13 protein-coding genes and 2 pseudogenes are annotated in these 16002 nt (G+C 44.7%); 6 read left to right on the top strand and 9 right to left on the bottom strand.

Annotated features, from left to right (window positions below):
* Positions 1–276 precede the first annotated feature (276 nt).
* Positions 277–1500, bottom strand: coding sequence for an NAD(P)/FAD-dependent oxidoreductase (locus tag RID09_RS04695; protein ID WP_446334792.1), 1224 nt, complete (start codon positions 1498–1500; stop codon positions 277–279).
* Between the two features lie 26 nt (positions 1501–1526).
* A pseudogene (locus RID09_RS04690) lies at positions 1527–1634 on the bottom strand (rubredoxin); the annotation flags it as partial.
* Between the two features lie 135 nt (positions 1635–1769).
* On the opposite strand from RID09_RS04690, the gene RID09_RS04685 reads away from it, so the two are divergent.
* Positions 1770–2033 carry a hypothetical protein gene (locus tag RID09_RS04685; protein WP_446334791.1) on the top strand — a complete coding sequence of 88 codons (264 nt, stop codon included), beginning with the start codon at positions 1770–1772 and terminating at the stop codon, positions 2031–2033.
* Between the two features lie 263 nt (positions 2034–2296).
* Here the strand turns inward: RID09_RS04685 and RID09_RS04680 are convergent, their stop codons facing one another.
* The 3 genes from RID09_RS04680 to RID09_RS04670 form a co-directional block, all read right to left on the bottom strand.
* A complete protein-coding gene (locus RID09_RS04680) occupies positions 2297–4138 on the bottom strand; it encodes an ABC transporter ATP-binding protein (protein ID WP_446334790.1) in 1842 nt (613 codons plus the stop codon).
* Between the two features lie 277 nt (positions 4139–4415).
* Complete coding sequence (locus tag RID09_RS04675) at positions 4416–4694, bottom strand: response regulator (protein ID WP_446334789.1); 279 nt, start codon at positions 4692–4694, stop codon at positions 4416–4418.
* Between the two features lie 35 nt (positions 4695–4729).
* Entirely contained in the window at positions 4730–5005 is a 276-nt protein-coding gene (locus tag RID09_RS04670) for a DUF7219 family protein (protein WP_446334788.1), read from the bottom strand.
* Between the two features lie 228 nt (positions 5006–5233).
* Here RID09_RS04670 and RID09_RS04665 point away from each other — a divergent pair, with 228 nt between their 5' ends.
* The gene (locus tag RID09_RS04665) at positions 5234–6019 is read left to right on the top strand and encodes an endonuclease/exonuclease/phosphatase family protein (RefSeq protein WP_446334787.1); all 786 of its coding nucleotides are present in this window, start codon (positions 5234–5236) and stop codon (positions 6017–6019) included.
* 49 nt (positions 6020–6068) lie between these two features.
* Here RID09_RS04665 and RID09_RS04660 read toward each other — a convergent pair whose 3' ends face one another.
* From RID09_RS04660 to RID09_RS04650, 3 genes are all read right to left on the bottom strand, one after another.
* A complete protein-coding gene (locus RID09_RS04660; protein WP_446334786.1) occupies positions 6069–7649 on the bottom strand; it encodes a hypothetical protein in 1581 nt (526 codons plus the stop codon).
* Positions 7650–7852: 203 nt separating this feature from the next.
* Entirely contained in the window at positions 7853–8254 is a 402-nt protein-coding gene (locus RID09_RS04655) for a hypothetical protein (protein ID WP_446334785.1), read from the bottom strand.
* Between the two features lie 109 nt (positions 8255–8363).
* On the bottom strand, positions 8364–9509 hold the full coding sequence (locus RID09_RS04650) for a hypothetical protein (RefSeq protein WP_446334784.1): 1146 nt from the start codon (positions 9507–9509) through the stop codon (positions 8364–8366).
* 186 nt (positions 9510–9695) lie between these two features.
* Between RID09_RS04650 and RID09_RS04645 the strand changes: the two genes are divergently transcribed.
* The 4 genes and pseudogenes from RID09_RS04645 to RID09_RS04630 all read left to right on the top strand — a co-directional run bounded on the left by RID09_RS04645 (position 9696) and on the right by RID09_RS04630 (position 13237).
* The gene (locus RID09_RS04645; RefSeq protein ID WP_446334783.1) at positions 9696–10211 is read left to right on the top strand and encodes a Mov34/MPN/PAD-1 family protein; all 516 of its coding nucleotides are present in this window, start codon (positions 9696–9698) and stop codon (positions 10209–10211) included.
* 5 nt (positions 10212–10216) lie between these two features.
* Positions 10217–10366, top strand: a pseudogene (locus tag RID09_RS04640) (zinc ribbon domain-containing protein); the annotation flags it as partial.
* Between the two features lie 276 nt (positions 10367–10642).
* Positions 10643–11815, top strand: a complete 1173-nt coding sequence (moeB, locus tag RID09_RS04635; protein ID WP_446334782.1) for a molybdopterin-synthase adenylyltransferase MoeB — start codon at positions 10643–10645, stop codon at positions 11813–11815.
* Positions 11816–12289: 474 nt separating this feature from the next.
* Positions 12290–13237, top strand: coding sequence for a diguanylate cyclase (locus tag RID09_RS04630; protein WP_446334781.1), 948 nt, complete (start codon positions 12290–12292; stop codon positions 13235–13237).
* Between the two features lie 90 nt (positions 13238–13327).
* Here the strand turns inward: RID09_RS04630 and RID09_RS04625 are convergent, their stop codons facing one another.
* Positions 13328–15661 (bottom strand): adenylate/guanylate cyclase domain-containing protein, encoded by a 2334-nt coding sequence (locus RID09_RS04625; RefSeq protein ID WP_446334780.1) that lies wholly within the window; start codon positions 15659–15661, stop codon positions 13328–13330.
* Positions 15662–16002 lie beyond the last annotated feature (341 nt).

Below are 16002 nucleotides of genomic sequence, written 5' to 3'. Positions count from 1 at the left end.
AGACATAGATTATATATTATAGCATTTTTCTACAAAAAAAATCGGGAATTACTATTATTTTATTTTCTTATAAACCCGATAAAATTGTCCCTCAAATCATTTACCCCCTCTGCGTCCCTCTGCGTAACCCTCTGCGCTCCTCTGCGTTGAAAAAATACAATTCCGATGCTGACAGATGTGATCGACATAATGAATCATTTTGCCCCTAGATAGAACCGGGCGGGTTTCGTTGTTCAGTTATCAATAACCAACGAATTTTAGTCCCTAAACCCGCCCCTACATTTTCCCCATTGCTTGACCCGCTAACCAAGCCGTTGTCCAGGCATTCTGAAAGTTAAATCCGCCCGTAATCCCATCAATATCCAGAATTTCGCCAGCCAAGTAAAGCCCTGGACAGCAGCGACTTTCCATAGTTTTAAAATTTACCTCTTTTTGAGATATTCCCCCGCAGGTAACAAATTCTTCCTTAAAAACACCCTTTCCTTGAATCACATAACGTCCTTGATTTAGTTCTTGTATCAGTTGATTCAGTGCTTTTTTAGAGACTTCTGCCCAGGGTTGGTTTTGATCAATACCAACGTAACTAATTAAACTCTGCCATAGCCGTTTCGGAATCGGAATCGGACAACTCGTCCCGATATGACGTTGAGGAAGTTGAGATTTAACGGCTAGTAAAACCTGGCGGAGATAGTCTTGGTTGTATTGGGGAAGCCAATTGATTATTAAGGGAGTTTTGTAGTGACAATCATGGAGAAATCTAGCCGCCCAAGCCGACATTTTCAGGACGGCTGGACCACTTAATCCCCAATGGGTAATCAGTAAGGCTCCCGTTTGTTCCTTGACATTTTTCTCGGCTTCTGGTAGTTTTAAACGAACATCATTGACACTAATTCCGGCTAAATCCTGTAAGCGTGGGTCTGATATTGTAAACGTAAATAAAGAGGGGACAGGGGGTTGAATAGTATGACCCAAATCCTGAGCAACGCGATAGCCAAGGGGGTTACTCCCGGTTGCTAAAAGCACGCGATCGCACTCGATTATTTCCCCTGTCTTTAACTGGATTTGAAACCCAGAGGTGAAGCGAATGGATTTAACTGGAGTGGCGGTGCGAATTTGAACGCCTGCGCTTGTAGCAGCATGGAATAGACAATCAACAATGGTTTGGGATGTATCTGTAACCGGGAACATCCGCCCATCCGCTTCTGTTTTCAGGTGTACCCCCTGGGCTTCAAACCACGCGATCGTATCTTTGGGTTGAAACCGAGTAAACGCCCCGCGCAAGGCTTTACTCCCTCTCGGATAGGCTTGTACCAAAAGGGCGGGGTCAAAACAAGCATGGGTGACATTACAGCGCCCACCGCCAGAAATCCGCACCTTAGTTAAAGGCGTTTTCGAGGCTTCCAGCAGTATGACTTGGGTGTGAGGATGGGTGGATGCAGATGCGATCGCGCCGAAAAAACCAGCCGCACCACCACCGATAACAACAATTTTAAGAGACAAAGTGCTTGCAGTAGTCAGGGTTATGATTATTCTAAGGGTTCAAAATCTGATTTAGCCGCCCCACAGACGGGACATACCCAGTCATCAGGGATATCCTCAAAGGCGGTTCCGGGTTCGATACCGCCATGCTTATCTACTGAATATCCGGTTGATGGCTCAATTTTGGCTCACTTTCAACAGTAGCAGCAAGAATGAGCCGAAAGTGCAGCTTTTAGAGATGGGTAGCTAAGGAATCATAAAGATGTTGAACGCAAAGGAAAGACATATTCATGTCCAAGGAACAAGCTACGATTTCCACCAGCCAAACTAACCCAACGACTCCACCTATCGATCCGACGCCGTTATTGCAGTATGGGGATAATCCGACGGCGATTATTCTGAGTATCGCTATTCTACTGTGGGTCTTGCGTCCGGTGATGTTACGCCAACAATCAAATTCTGGGGAAACGCCGGGATCAACTCAGGGTAAGTTGACACCTTGGGGTAAAGGCGCGATCGCAGCCTTTGTGCGTACCTTTAATTCCCACCATTAACGGTTTCCGGAGTGCGGGTATCTTAAACGCCTATAGTTAGTAGTGCCAAGAATGGCTGGGTTATGGTGGATCTCTAATTAAGATGGCGGCGTAGCACACCTAAGCAAGATGAATTAGAATTCCGCCCGGAAACTGTAGGGGCGCAAAGCTTTGCGCCCGATTCAATGGTAAAATCTATTCCACAATTTTAGCTGTGTCAAGCCAATAGGCTTGCATCCTTGACTACGAACCAAAGGACGAATGACAAAGGACAAATGACAAACTTATTGATATCCCGCCGCCTGTAGCGCAAATAACCGCGCATAACGTCCGCCAAGTTCCACTAATTCCTCATGGGTTCCCTGTTCAATGATTTCTCCCTCCGCCATCACCACAATCTTATCCGCCATCCGTACTGTAGAGAAGCGATGGGAAATTAATACTACCATTTGATTCTGGGTAATCGTGCGGAAATGGTTAAAGACTCGCACCTCCGCTTCTGCATCCATGGCGGCTGTGGGTTCATCTAAGACTAAAATATCTGCACCGGTTCGCATAAAAGCACGAGACAGGGCTATTTTCTGCCACTGACCCCCAGACAGTTCCTGTCCCCCTTTAAACCATCGCCCCAACTGGGTGCTAAATCCTTCTGGCATTAATTCAATAAAGGGTTTCGCCATGCCTTTCTCCGCCGCATTTTCCCAGCGGGTTTTGTCTTGCAAATAGTCTACATCCCCAACGCCAACATTCTCCCCGACGGTAAATTGATAGCGGACAAAGTTCTGGAAAATCACCCCAATGCGGCGACGCAGGGTATCAATATTCCATTCCTTTAAATCTAACCCATCTAAGAGAATGCGCCCAGAATCTGGCGTATAGAGACGAGTTAATAATTTAATTAACGTTGTCTTTCCTGACCCATTTTCGCCGACAAGGGCTAACTTATCTCCCGGTTTCAGGTGTAAGTCAATCCCTTTAAGTGCAGGATTTTGACTTCCAGGATAGGTAAAAAACACCTTCTCAAACTGAATCCCATCCCCTAGTTTTATCCCCTGAGTGGCTGTCCCCTGGTATTGGGGAACCTCTTGTTCTAGAAATTCGTAGAGGTTGGAAATATAGAGATTATCTTCATACATACCGCCAATGGAGGTGAGTATGGCGGAAAATGTAGATTGTCCTTGGCGAAATACGGTTAAATACATGGTCATGTCGCCCAAGGAAATCCGACCAAAGATGGTTTCTATGACAATCCAAGCATAGGCTCCATAAAATGTCAGCGTACTCAGTAATCCTAACAAATAACCCCAAAAACCGCGACGAATGGTCAAATCTCGGTCTTCTCGGTAAAGGCGCCCGAATGTATCGTTGTAGCGCTGTAGCATGGTAGCGCCAAGCTGGTATAGCTGAATTTCCTTGGCGTAATCTTCTCTAGCAATTAATGTTTCCAAATAATGCTGCTGGCGGGTTTCTGGGGAACGCCAACGGAATAAGCGAAAGGCTACCCCAGCAAAGCGAGTTTCGGCGATAAAGGGAGGAATTGCGGCTATGACTAATATCGCCACCGCCCAGGTTGAGAATTGCAGCAGTAGTCCGCCAAAGGTGATTAGCGACAGACTATCCCGAACCAGTCCAAATGTCCGCGTCACTAGCGCCAGAGGGCGACTGGAGGCTTCCCGCCGCGCCTGGGTCATTTTGTCGTAAAATTCGGAGTCCTCGAAGTGGGGTAAGTCTAGGGTTAAGGCTTTTTCTAGAATTAACACATTCACCCGTTGCCCTAACAATACCCGCAATAGCGACTGGCAAACGGTTTGACCTCGCTGACTTCCTGCTAGTATCATAACTGCGATCGCTTCTAATCCGACATAGCCTAGCGCTAGCCAACGATGGGCGGCTAACCCCGACTCAGACGCCAATACCACGGTATCCACAATCAACTTACCCAAGTATGCGATCGCGGCGGGTAATAATCCAGCTATGATGGTTAAAATAGCTAGCACCAAGGTTAATCTGTGATTGGTTGTCCAAACTAACTTCAAGGCGCGTCCACTATAGCGGAATACTGAAAGCGATTGACGAAGATTCCGAACAACAAATCTCAGCGAGTAGCGTTTTTTACGTCGATTCATGGCTTGCAGGTAGACATTTTGCCAGCACTACTACGCAGTGTAGATCCTTATTTATTGTCGGGACGGGTTTAGAAACTAAAATCAGCTATTGGTGAAATAACTGAACAACCAAACCCGCCCTACTTATAATTGGTATTATCAAAAATAAATATAGACACAGAAAAAATTTATCGTTTACTGATAAAAGTTGATCTGATTGGCGATTACCGTTAATAGTTCATCGGTTGTAAAAGGTTTCGCCAGATAACCATTCGCACCAAATTGTTGCCCTATATGCCTAACGCTTTGGTTTTTTTTCTGCCGAAATAAAAATCAAGGGAATCGTCCTAGTCTTGGCATCTTGGCGTAAAGCTTTGAGAACTTCATACCCATCTAATTTTGGCATCCGAATATCGCACAAAATCAAATCAGGGACAAACTCTTTGGCTAAGAGTAAGCCCCTGCGAGAATCGCCCGTGCCAATTGCCTGATACCCTTTTTCCTGTAAGACATTAAGAATAATGTCCCGCAAAATTTCTTCATCTTCAATGACTAAAATTGCAGCATCCTGTTTCACAGTTTATCTCAAACTACCATTTTATACAAAAGCTATCAGGTATTGGGGGGTTTAGCTTGACCAATGCCTAAGGATTCCTTAGTATGTTTCAACTGCTTCCAGAGTGAGCGCACTTGCTGATAGGCTTGTTCAGAGGAAATCTTGCCGCCAGTTTCTAGGGCAGAAACATAGGACACTTTCTGGGCAAACTCTTGCAAGTTGGCATTAAAGGCTAGATACTCTGGCGTAAACTTGCCGTAATAGCGGCCTCGAGGGTAAAGGAAGTTTTGCTTGCTGATCTGTGGGGAATCAGATGATGGGGACTGTGCCATATTTTACCTCTTGTCTTAAATTTCTGTTTTCCATTATATTAACACACCTTTAACCTTGCCTTAACTATAAGTTAACTAAATGTTATATAGCGATTCCGTGGGAACTATGACCTAGAGAATAGGCAATAAGGAATAGAGAACAGGGAACTGCTTAACAGGGAACAAAGGAGGTAGCAAGCTTGCTCGAAGAGCGAGGATGACGAATGACAAATCACAAATCACAAACAAATGAACATTAAAATCATAACGTTCAATATCCGCTATGATAAACCTGACCCAGATAACCAAGATTGGAGGATTCGGCGTGATGCGATCGCGGCGCTGATCCAGGAGTATCGTCCAGATATTATTGGCACACAGGAAGGGAAAGCTCACCAGATCCTTGACTTACATCGCCGTTTACCGAATTATCAAAGTATTGGGGGCGATCGCACGGGAACAGGGACAGGGGAATATTGTGCGATTTTCTATAACAAAGACCGTCTCATAAGCCTAGACAGTGGCGATTTTTTCTTAAGTGATACGCCTGATATTGCTGGGAGTATCACTCCTGAATGGGGGAATCCTGTACCGCGAATGGCAAGCTGGGCAGTCTTTGGTGTAGCGCAGGATACTAAAACGATCACCTGTTTTAATACCCATCTGGACTATAATAGTGCCTTGGCACGGGAACTGGGGGCAACGCTAATCCGCGATCGCATGATTCACCACAATCGTGATCATACCTATCTCTTCCTTACGGGTGATTTTAATGCTGAACCCGATAGCTTACCACGGGAAATCTTATCTGAGTCATCAGCGAATTATATTACTCTACAGGATGCCTTGGCAGGTGTTGAATTAGAAAAACAGCGAAGTATTCATAGGTTTACAGGTGAGGCGTTTGCGGCTGTTGATACGATTTATTACGATAGTCGCCTCAGACGAGACACGGTGACGGTTGATGATCGGAAATGGCAAGGAGTTCTTCCCTCTGATCATTTTCCGATTATCGCTAATTTTGTTGATGATTAGATATAGGGGTTTGGTTACCAAACCCCTACTGCTCGGTGGGGTGACATCTCTACAATCCTGCCATTTCATCTAAGGGATTAGGACGAGGATTGAAAGGACGATTTTGGGGGACAACGGTGAAATAAGGATCGAGTAACTCTTCCTCCACCCAACCTGAATAATAATTCAGCTTAGTTGTAGTTTTTGTTAACTCCGATACTTTCAGATCACCCCGCAAGGCATTCAGATTCGCAGGTTTTTCCCCTGTCCATTGATCTGAATCGGATACAATTCCCAAAGGTCCACCGCCAAAGAAATTCAGGGCGACTTGATCAAAACCGCGCACAAAGCGATCGCCATTCCAATACCATTCGTGTCCAGCCCAGTGTAGAGGCGGTTGCCCAGGGAGAGGTTGCCATGATGATCCATAAATTTCAGACCAAGAACTCGCCCCCTCCTCTAAGGTGACGGTAAAGCCATCTTCATACCTGACCTCATACCGTCCCTTTTGGGTTTGGTAGTCCACTGGTGACCACCATAGCACTTCTACCGTGTCTCCCACCCGATCCGCCTCAAGGGTAACGGCTGGGGTTTTCTCTAATAAACGGCTGTAAAGGGGTAATTCCTGACTCGGCAGTTTCGCCATTGCCGCAAATCGCCAACACGACCAATTTCCGGGATTATTTACCCCTTGCCAACGGACTTGGCAAACCCCGTTTCCGGTTCCTACCCAGAGGAGATCGCCTTCTAAATGCAGTTTGTCAGGAATTGCCCCGATAATGGGACTATTGCGGACGGTGTAGGAGGTAATCGTTCCGGATTCGAGATTAGGGGGAGAAGGACGATAGGCGACTAATCCCTTTCCGGGTAGGTAGGGATTCCCTTCACCACTAATATGAGTTCCTAGCCAAAAGACTGGATTGTTTCGATCACCAGCGATGACAAAATCGGTAATTTGTTGCCCTTGAATTTCTTGAGGTTGAATCACCGCCACCTCATTTATATCGGGATTGTAACCAACAATCGTGGCAATACCACTGAACCCTTCCCCTTGTTCTGATGCGACTGACCAAAATAGGCGATCGGCATAATTGAGGGCGGAGGTAATTCGAGGCACTCCCAAGGCAATTCCAACTTCAGCTTCCCTCACCTGTTCTAATGTATAGAGGGGGTGGCGTTGGGGTTTTTCGCTATTGGGAGTAATCAGTTCAAAGACAACGGTTTTTGGTTCCTCATTACCAAAGGGCTTCGGTTCAAGAATGACGCGATATTGATAGGATTTTCCGTTAAGTTCAATGGTTTGATAAGGGGGATTCTGGAGGTTTTCTTGGAATTGTTCGGGATTATCAGACCTTTGTCTCTCACTGGCTAACGTTCCCGGTTCTACTGTCCAGGTGCGATCAGATCGGCAGAAGACGATATTATACTGCTGAGTTTGAAAGGTGATCGTATCGGCATCTGTAATAATATCGCGAATGTGATAGTCAAATTGCTGATACAGTCCCTCATCCTTAGCAGAGGCGATCGGTATGGGTTCAGTTTGGCGAGGGCAATTAGCGGGATTTCCAATGACTTGAGGGGAAAAAGTCACGGGGGCGGTGCAACTCTGGAGTAATCCGATAATCGTCAGAATAGGTAGGATAGGTTTCATGGAAAAAGTACCAGAACTATTATTTATAAAGACGAATTTCAGGGCTTAGCGTTCCATTACGTCATTCGTCATTAGACAGGGAACTCTTAACAGGAAAAAGGTAACAAAGATTAATACAGCGATTGTGCAATAGTCGGGGTCGGGCGCGAGTTTCATCTGTGTGGGGTCAGAAATGATAATGGTGAAACCCACCCCGACAAAATTTATTGATAATTCTGGAGAAACTTTCCCCACTCCGCAGCCATAGGAAGTTCGGTAAACGGCACCTGGATCGTGGATTCTGGCAGGAGAAACTCTAGTGCGATCGCGCGTCCTTTTTTGGGGGGAGTTTCTAAGGCGACAATCTGCCCATCCACTAACAGTCGAATTGCCTGGACATCATTTAGAGAAAAAGTTTCTATATCCACTAGACCCGAACGAGTCGGTTTTCCCCACGTCAGGCTTTTTCCCTTTTGTCCGAGTACGGCATAAATATCATATTTTGCCCGTTCAAATTGTTCTGCCCATAAGCGATATGCCTCAACTTTTTGATATTCATTCCAACCTGACCACGCTAGCCAAATAAATACAGCTAGTAAGGGTAACCAGAGTAAACCACGTTCCATTTTATCTTTATCTACAATTGCAAAACGTTGTAATTTAATCGGGGCGGGTTTAGTCGCATTCGGGTGCAGTCATAAATGATAACTGTGAAACCCGCCCCTACATGATCGACTACTGTACTAATTCTAATTCCTTTAATGCTTTTTCCAAAGCGGCTGTTTCAAAATTGAGCGTCATCGCCCCGTGAAAATTGGGTTTTACGGTAATGTCGTCTATCGTGTAAACATTGACAAAGCCAAATAGTGTGGCTTTCACATCGGTTTTTCGCGGCATGATTTCTACATATTTTTTGAGATAACCTTTACTCAGATTAACCGCCACATCAATCCGATGATAGTTACCGACATTGACAAAGCCAAACATCTTGATATCGACTTGAGATTGTTCTTCATTCAGCTTCTGTTGTAAGGTAAATGCCCCCGTTTCAATTAGTTCCTCCATCTGATCTATATCTGCCAAATTTTTCTTATAGACTGCCAATAACTTCGCGATTGCGGCATTGTCTTGGTTCTGAAGCACTAGATCGAGATTTATGCCCAGTTTTTCTTCTTTGACTGTTGCCTTGAGGAACGCGATCGCGTTATGCTTAAATCCTGTTTTGTCTTGATGATCCCCTTGAATCAATTGATGTTCTCGATTCCCGTGATCAAGTAAGTTAAATTTGACAAAAAGCTGGTCAATTCCCAAAATTTGCTTTTGAATCGCCAGTACAAGCAGGGATCGCAGACTGGAACGTAATTCTCCAATCGGATCAACTAACCACCAAACTTTGCGAATGGGCGAAGATTTTGGTAAATGTTTGCCGCGATGCCAGCGATATTTTAATTTCTGATAAGGCAGGTAGCGATCCCAAACTGCCATCTGCCAATAGGGGATTTGAATTAAGAGTTTGCCCGATTCAAAACTCAAACTATAGCGCAGATTGGATTCAACTTGAATCTCAACTTCATAAAGATGAAAGATACTCGTTCGCTGACCCAGTACCCCAATGTGAAAATCTCGGAGAAAATAGACAACGGCATCAATTTGTTGTAAGATTTGTTTTTTAATTGGCTGAAGTGGCAAGTCCTTACCCAGTTTTAAGGAAACTTGGTAAGCTTGATCAAGGGGGCGTACCTGGCTCTTAGGAATTTGCCTCCGGTTTAAGGAATCACTAACGGTCTGGTTTTGATTTTGTAAAGCTTCGGTTGCGTAAGCTTGAAAGTAATCAAGGAAAGTTGTATTATTTTGGTTATTGGGTTCGAGGGTTGTTGTCATAATTTAAAGGAGAACAAAAGCGATTTTTCAGTTGGGATTATTTAAGTTTGATTGAGCTTAGATCATAGTTAGTTTAGCCGAACTCGAAATCCGACAGAATCCTTATTCATTCTATCCAGCGTCCCTGAAGATCAACAATGACATGTTCTAGTTCAAAGTCAATTAAGCCGTGTTTATTGGAAATATATGGCAAACCCCGACCATTTCCCGCACTATTTACTCAAACTTGACGCTGATTATGTTCAGGTGATGGAAACTCACGCCGAAAGTACTTACCCAGAGGAATGCTGTGGCTTGTTATTAGGTCACATTAAGGGGGAGGTGAAAACCGTCGTTGAAGTTATACCAACAGAAAACGCTTGGGATAATCAGGCGGCACAAGCCTTTGCAGGAGTAAACGGTTCACGGGGTCACTCAGGGACAAAACGTAACCAGTTTACCATTGCCCCAGAGGTCATGTTGCAGGTTCAGAAGCTCTCACGCGATCGCAAATTGGATATCATTGGGATCTATCACTCCCATCCTGACCATGCAGCCGTGCCCTCAGAATTTGATCGCGCGATCGCATGGCAGCGCTATTCGTATATTATAATTTCCGTTCAGCAGGGTATGGCTTCTGACCTCAGAAGCTGGACTCTTGATCCCCATCACCAGTTTCAGCCTGAAGAAATTCTCACGACAAAGGAGGCGGGGAAGCCATAATGTTCCAGACGTGTCATAGCAAGTCTTTTGAGATGAGGGTTGACGATAAAGACTCAATGCCATTATCTGAGAGGGTTTTTCGGTGTGACAATTGTGGTCTAGAAATTGACCGAGACTTGAACGCATCGCTCAATTTGGAGCAAGCCGCCAGTTAGGTGGTGTTAGCCTGTGGACTGGTTGAGTGCCCCCGCCGCCAGAATGAAGCAGGAAGTAAACGGCAGATTTTACTGGGCATTGGTAGATTTGTGTAAGTTTTATGTAACGGAAATGAGGACGTTAACTCAAAACTTGCTCGGGGCGGGCGCGAGTCGCATCTGGGAGAAAAAGAAACGATAATAGTCAAACCCGCCCCTACACGAAACTCACGCGCCATGCTCTCGAAAATCGTGAAGGGTCAAAACTTTCCCAATCGCTAATCTTACGAAATTGCCATGTTAAACCCCAATCTGGAAGAAATCCAACTAACCAAAGAAGAATACGAACGATATTCTCGACACCTAATTTTGCCAGAAGTTGGACTAGAGGGACAAAAACGCCTCAAAGCCGCTAGTGTTCTATGTATTGGTACGGGAGGACTGGGTTCACCCCTGTTGCTTTACTTAGCCGCAGCGGGTATTGGACGTATCGGTATCGTGGATTTTGATATCGTCGATAGTTCCAACCTGCAACGTCAGGTGATTCACGCAACCTCTTGGGTGGGGAAACCGAAAATTCAATCGGCAAAAACCCGGATTCTAGAAATTAACCCCTATTGTCAAGTAGACCTCTACGAAACCCGCCTGACATCCGAGAATGCCTTGGATATCATAAAACCTTACGATATTGTTGTCGATGGGACGGATAACTTCCCCACCCGTTACCTGGTGAATGACGCCTGTGTGATTCTGGGTAAACCCAACGTCTACGGTTCTATCTTGCGCTTTGAAGGACAAGCCAGCGTATTTAACTACGAAGATGGACCCAATTACCGCGACTTGTTCCCCGAACCCCCACCACCGGGAATGGTTCCTTCTTGTGCCGAAGGTGGTGTTTTGGGTATTTTACCCGGAATTATTGGTCTCATCCAAGCCACGGAAACCGTTAAAATTATCCTGGGTAAGGGGACAACTCTCAGCGGACGATTGTTACTCTACAACGCCCTGGATATGACATTCCGGGAACTGAAGCTGCGACCTAACCCAGTACGTCCTGTTATCGAAAAATTAGTAGACTACGAACAATTCTGTGGCATTACCCAAGCGAAAGAACAGGAGGCGAAACGGTTAATGGAAATTCAAGAGATGACTGTTCAAGAACTCAAGCAATTGTTGGATAGTGGGACAAAAGATTTTGTTCTCGTTGATGTTCGCAATCCCAATGAATACGAGATTGCCAAAATTCCGGGTGCCGTTTTGGTGCCATTACCGGATATTGAACAGGGTTCTGGCGTCGAAACGGTTAAGCAACTGCTGAATGGTCACCGCTTAATTGCCCATTGTAAGATGGGTGGACGTTCGGCTAAAGCCTTAGGTATTCTCAAAGAATCCGGAATTGAAGGGATTAATGTCAAAGGAGGAATTACCGCTTGGAGTCGGGAAATTGACCCGTCGGTGCCTGAATATTAAAGGGCGATATAAATCTAATACAATTCCCCACACCCCACACCCAAGATGCCGTGAAAAGTCAGGTCAATTGAGACGCTCAAACAAAGTTGCTCTGATTTAACTCAAGAGGCTTCTAAATCTCAAAAAGAGTAAGGGGATTGGTTCGCGGATAACATTCGCAAACCAATCCCCTTTTTCCACATCCCGTGAAAAGTTAGGGGAAGCAGGGGGAGCAGGGGAAGCAGGGGAAGCAGGGGAAGCAGGGGGAGCAGGGGGAGCAGGGGGAGAGAAGACAGGCTTATCCGAGCAGTATTGCACCCACCCCTATTTGCCTCAAAACCATACCAGAGGAGAACATCACTCCAGTAATCGAAATCGATGCTAGAATTCCTGAAAAATGGTAACCTAAGAGACCCCATAACCCCTTTTTTTACCCTTCACTTCGCTCAATAGTATGATTTTTACCATTACCAATCCCCAATTAATACATGAAAAATGAAATCATTTTTTCCTGAAAAGTTCCTAATTTTGATTGTCGATGATAATATCAATAACTTACAAATTCTTCGTGTTATTTTAGAAGCCGAAGGTTATAGAACAACTGTTGCCAACAATGGACAGGACGCAATTAATCGTGTACGAGTTAAAAAGCCGGACTTAATTATTATCGCTTTAATTATGTCCACAATGAGTGGGTTAGAATTGTGCGACCATCTTAAGTTTCCCCTCCCCCTAACCACCAGCCCAATTATCCTGATTCGGACGATTCATGAACAAGAGCATTTAATCGAAGCCTTTGAAAAAGGTGTCGCTGATACAATTATATATCCCTTTAATCCGGCGGAAATTCTTGCCCGTGTACGAACCCATTTAGAATTGAAGCAGACTCGATATCAATTGAAACAATTGGTTAAAGAGCATGAAAAGTTAATGAATATGTTGAGAAAGTTAGCGAGTACTGATCCCCTGACAGGACTCTGGAATCGCCGCCATGTTTTAAGTGTTGGCTATCAGGAATTTCACCGAGCCTGTCGGTACAAACGTTCCTTGTCTGTCCTGATGATTGATATTGACAACTTTAAGCAAATTAATGATGCCTATGGACATACGATGGGAGATGAAATACTTAAAGGTGTAGCAAAAAGCATCGTTGGTTCATTGCGTGAGGCGGATTATTGTGGACGATTTGGCGGTGAAGAATTTGTCACATTGCTCCCAGAAACTGATAGTGCTGGGGCGGTGCGTGTGGCTGAACGTCTGAGAAGACGGCTGGAACAAATTACTATTGGGATTGGTAATCAACATGTGCAAATGACTGTAACGGTTGGTGTCGCTAGTTATCAATCCGATGATTCCAATATTGAGGTAATTATTCAACGAGCAAATCAGGCACTTTATCAAGCCAAGAGTCAGGGATACAATCGGGTTGGTTTAATCGGTTAATATCTGCTATTGTTATCTAAACTGTAGTGGCGATCCGCTGGAAAAATTAACACAACCAACCCATCAATTTTATCAGATTGAGAGATTTTTTCACATCCTTCTATCCAGAAGCCAATAGGTAATCATATCGCCTTTCCCCTTAACTGCGATCTCACCTCGCTGTTCAAAGATAAACTTATGTTTTAATTGTTTGTACGTAGTAGCGGTAACTTGAATTTTACCAGGTTCTCCTGAGGATTCCATGCGAGAGGCGACATTAACTGCATCTCCCCATAAATCATAGATAAATTTTTTCCTCCCAATCACACCCGCCACGACTGATCCGGTGTTAATACCAATGCGAATTTGGAACGACTCACCCTGTTGCTTTTGGAAGTCATAAATCGCTTGTTGCATATCCAACGCCATTTGCGCGATCGCTGTGGCATGATCGTCTCTAGGACTGGGTAAACCGCCGACAACCATATAAGCATCACCAATGGTTTTAATCTTCTCCAATCCATACTGATCTGCAAGTTGGTCAAATGTGGAAAAGATTTGATTAAGCATATTCACCAGTTCAATCGGTTGCAGACGTGCCGATAACGGCGTAAACCCGACAATATCGGCAAAAAGAATCGTCACCTGATCAAAATGTTCAGCAATCGCCCGTTGATCCTGTTTAAGACGATTGGCAATCAGTTCGGGTAAGATATTCAGTAATAACCGCTCTGACTTGTCTTGCTCTAACTGTAACGCCGCTTCTGCCTGTTTGCGATCAGTAATATCACGCGCTACCCAAATAACCGATTGTTCAGACATCGCCGAAATACTGGCGGCAAACCACACTGTATTTTCTTCACTTTGTAGACTGTAATCAAAATAGATCGTTTGCTGAGTCGTTAACGCCTGTTGAATTTTATCCAGCCAATTTTGAGCTATTTCTTCTTGAAAAAGAGATTCGATGGTTTGGCTAATTGGGTCAATATAAAAGTCATAGAATCGCGTAGGATTGGTTGGCGCAATTTCGATATTCTCTATTGTACTATCTTGAACATCAATAATTAGCACAACAGCATTCATCGCCTCAAAAAATAGGCGCATTTTGCTTTCTGAGGTTCGCAGTTTATGTTCGAGTAATTTACTTTCACTGATATCCCGTGCCGCCCAAATCACGCTATCATTAGAAAGTGGTGATAAATTAGACGCAAACCAACTATTTCGTCCGGCAACAGTCAACTGATACTCAATACTCACGGTTTGCTGAGTTAAGAGAGCTTCTTGGATAGCTTGGAGAATAAAATCGGCTTGCTCGGCTGGGAACTGGTCGTGTAAGGTTTTACCCACGATTTCGGCTGACGGCTTGTAGGCACTCAGGGGATTAGTGGGGGCAATTTTTAGGCATCGTCCCGAGGCATCAATCACCAGCACCACATCTGTCATCGCGGCAAATAGGGCTTGAATCTCCGTGGCATTTTTCTTCTGCTGCATCACGCTACCAAGTTGATTAGAAATAACCGTGACTAGCTCGAAAAAGCGATGATTGGATGGGTATTTTTTTACCATAAAAAACACCAGCACAGCTAATACATAAATGGGTTCTTGGTTTGATCTTGGTGTAACAATAGGTACGGCAAAGGCTGAGTTAAATCCACATTGAACAGCGAGTTCTAATCTCAGGAAAAGGTCATCTGAAAACGTCGCTAAATCATCAACCCACTCCGGCTGAACTCGATGCCACACTCGTCCCGGTAATTCCTCATTAGGTAAGAAGGTTAATGCTTCACTGTATTCTCGGAATTGGTTGAATTTTGCCGCATCTGGGGAATCAATATCCGAGCATTTTCGATACCAACTATGGCTACATTCTAATGCCATCCCATCCGTCGCCGGAATCCACGCTTCACCATAACTCCAGCCGGTAATTTCGCAGACTTGATGCAAGGCGATGTCCAACGCTGTCTGAAAATCCGCCGCACTACTAATGGCTTGGCTCATTTTAGCTAGACGTGCCACCTGTTCCTCAGCCTGTTTGCGTTCAGTTATATCGTTAATGACAGCAAGTAAGCAGTCTTGTCCACTGAAGTTAATAATATTTGCCGATAGCAGTCCCGTTTTTAGCTGTCCTGATTTGAGACGGAAATTGAATTCATAATTGTGAATGATTCCCTGATTTTGCAATAGCTGAATAAATTGCGTCCGCTCCTCTGGATGCAGCCAAAAGTTTAATTCAACTGTGGTTTTACCAATGATTTCGTCTCGTTGATATTCCGTCAGATTCAACAACTGCTCATTGACTGCCAACAAGCGTCCATCCGTTAGGGTGCTGATTGCCATGGCGTTGGGAGACAAACGGAAGGCGAGGGCAAATTGATCTTCGCCTAAGCATCCTGTGGTGCTTGTGGGTAGGATGGGCTGGTTTAATTCCTCGTTCCTAGACTCCAAAATAGTCAAAGAAGAATGCAACGACAGGGCAAGGGGTTTTGGTAAGACTTCTATGTTACCGCTTCTAAAAACCTAGACAAACCTACCCATAAGTAATTCTGCCTTGGTATAAGTCCACGGTGTAACTTTTGGTCGATAACCGTTAACGCTTACACTTGGCTGATACCCGGCATTGTTGCTCGATATCAGCCTTAACCAACGGCTCCCAGTTAGAGACACTATAGTAATCGTGTCTACGATTGACTACAGGGCATCGACCCATAAAATTATTAAATTGATATAGAGCGCTCCATACGTGCTTTCTCGGATTCACTCCGAGATAGGCGGACACAGAGCGCGGC

The organism is Coleofasciculus sp. G1-WW12-02 (genome assembly GCF_040219735.1).
Lineage (GTDB): Bacteria > Cyanobacteriota > Cyanobacteriia > Cyanobacteriales > Coleofasciculaceae > Coleofasciculus.
The sequence above is the reverse complement of the archived record's forward strand: the minus strand, read 5'-3'. Positions and strand labels throughout refer to the sequence as shown.

Coding starts and splice junctions, on each gene's coding strand:
- RID09_RS04650 (WP_446334784.1), bottom strand. CDS start 9,509: ATGACAACAACCCTCGAACCCAATAACCAAAATAATACAACTTTCCTT.
- RID09_RS04630 (WP_446334781.1), top strand. CDS start 12,290: ATGAAATCATTTTTTCCTGAAAAGTTCCTAATTTTGATTGTCGATGAT.
- RID09_RS04645 (WP_446334783.1), top strand. CDS start 9,696: ATGGCAAACCCCGACCATTTCCCGCACTATTTACTCAAACTTGACGCT.
- moeB (WP_446334782.1), top strand. CDS start 10,643: ATGTTAAACCCCAATCTGGAAGAAATCCAACTAACCAAAGAAGAATAC.
- RID09_RS04660 (WP_446334786.1), bottom strand. CDS start 7,649: ATGAAACCTATCCTACCTATTCTGACGATTATCGGATTACTCCAGAGT.
- RID09_RS04670 (WP_446334788.1), bottom strand. CDS start 5,005: ATGGCACAGTCCCCATCATCTGATTCCCCACAGATCAGCAAGCAAAAC.
- RID09_RS04665 (WP_446334787.1), top strand. CDS start 5,234: ATGAACATTAAAATCATAACGTTCAATATCCGCTATGATAAACCTGAC.
- RID09_RS04680 (WP_446334790.1), bottom strand. CDS start 4,138: ATGAATCGACGTAAAAAACGCTACTCGCTGAGATTTGTTGTTCGGAAT.
- RID09_RS04655 (WP_446334785.1), bottom strand. CDS start 8,254: ATGGAACGTGGTTTACTCTGGTTACCCTTACTAGCTGTATTTATTTGG.
- RID09_RS04685 (WP_446334791.1), top strand. CDS start 1,770: ATGTCCAAGGAACAAGCTACGATTTCCACCAGCCAAACTAACCCAACG.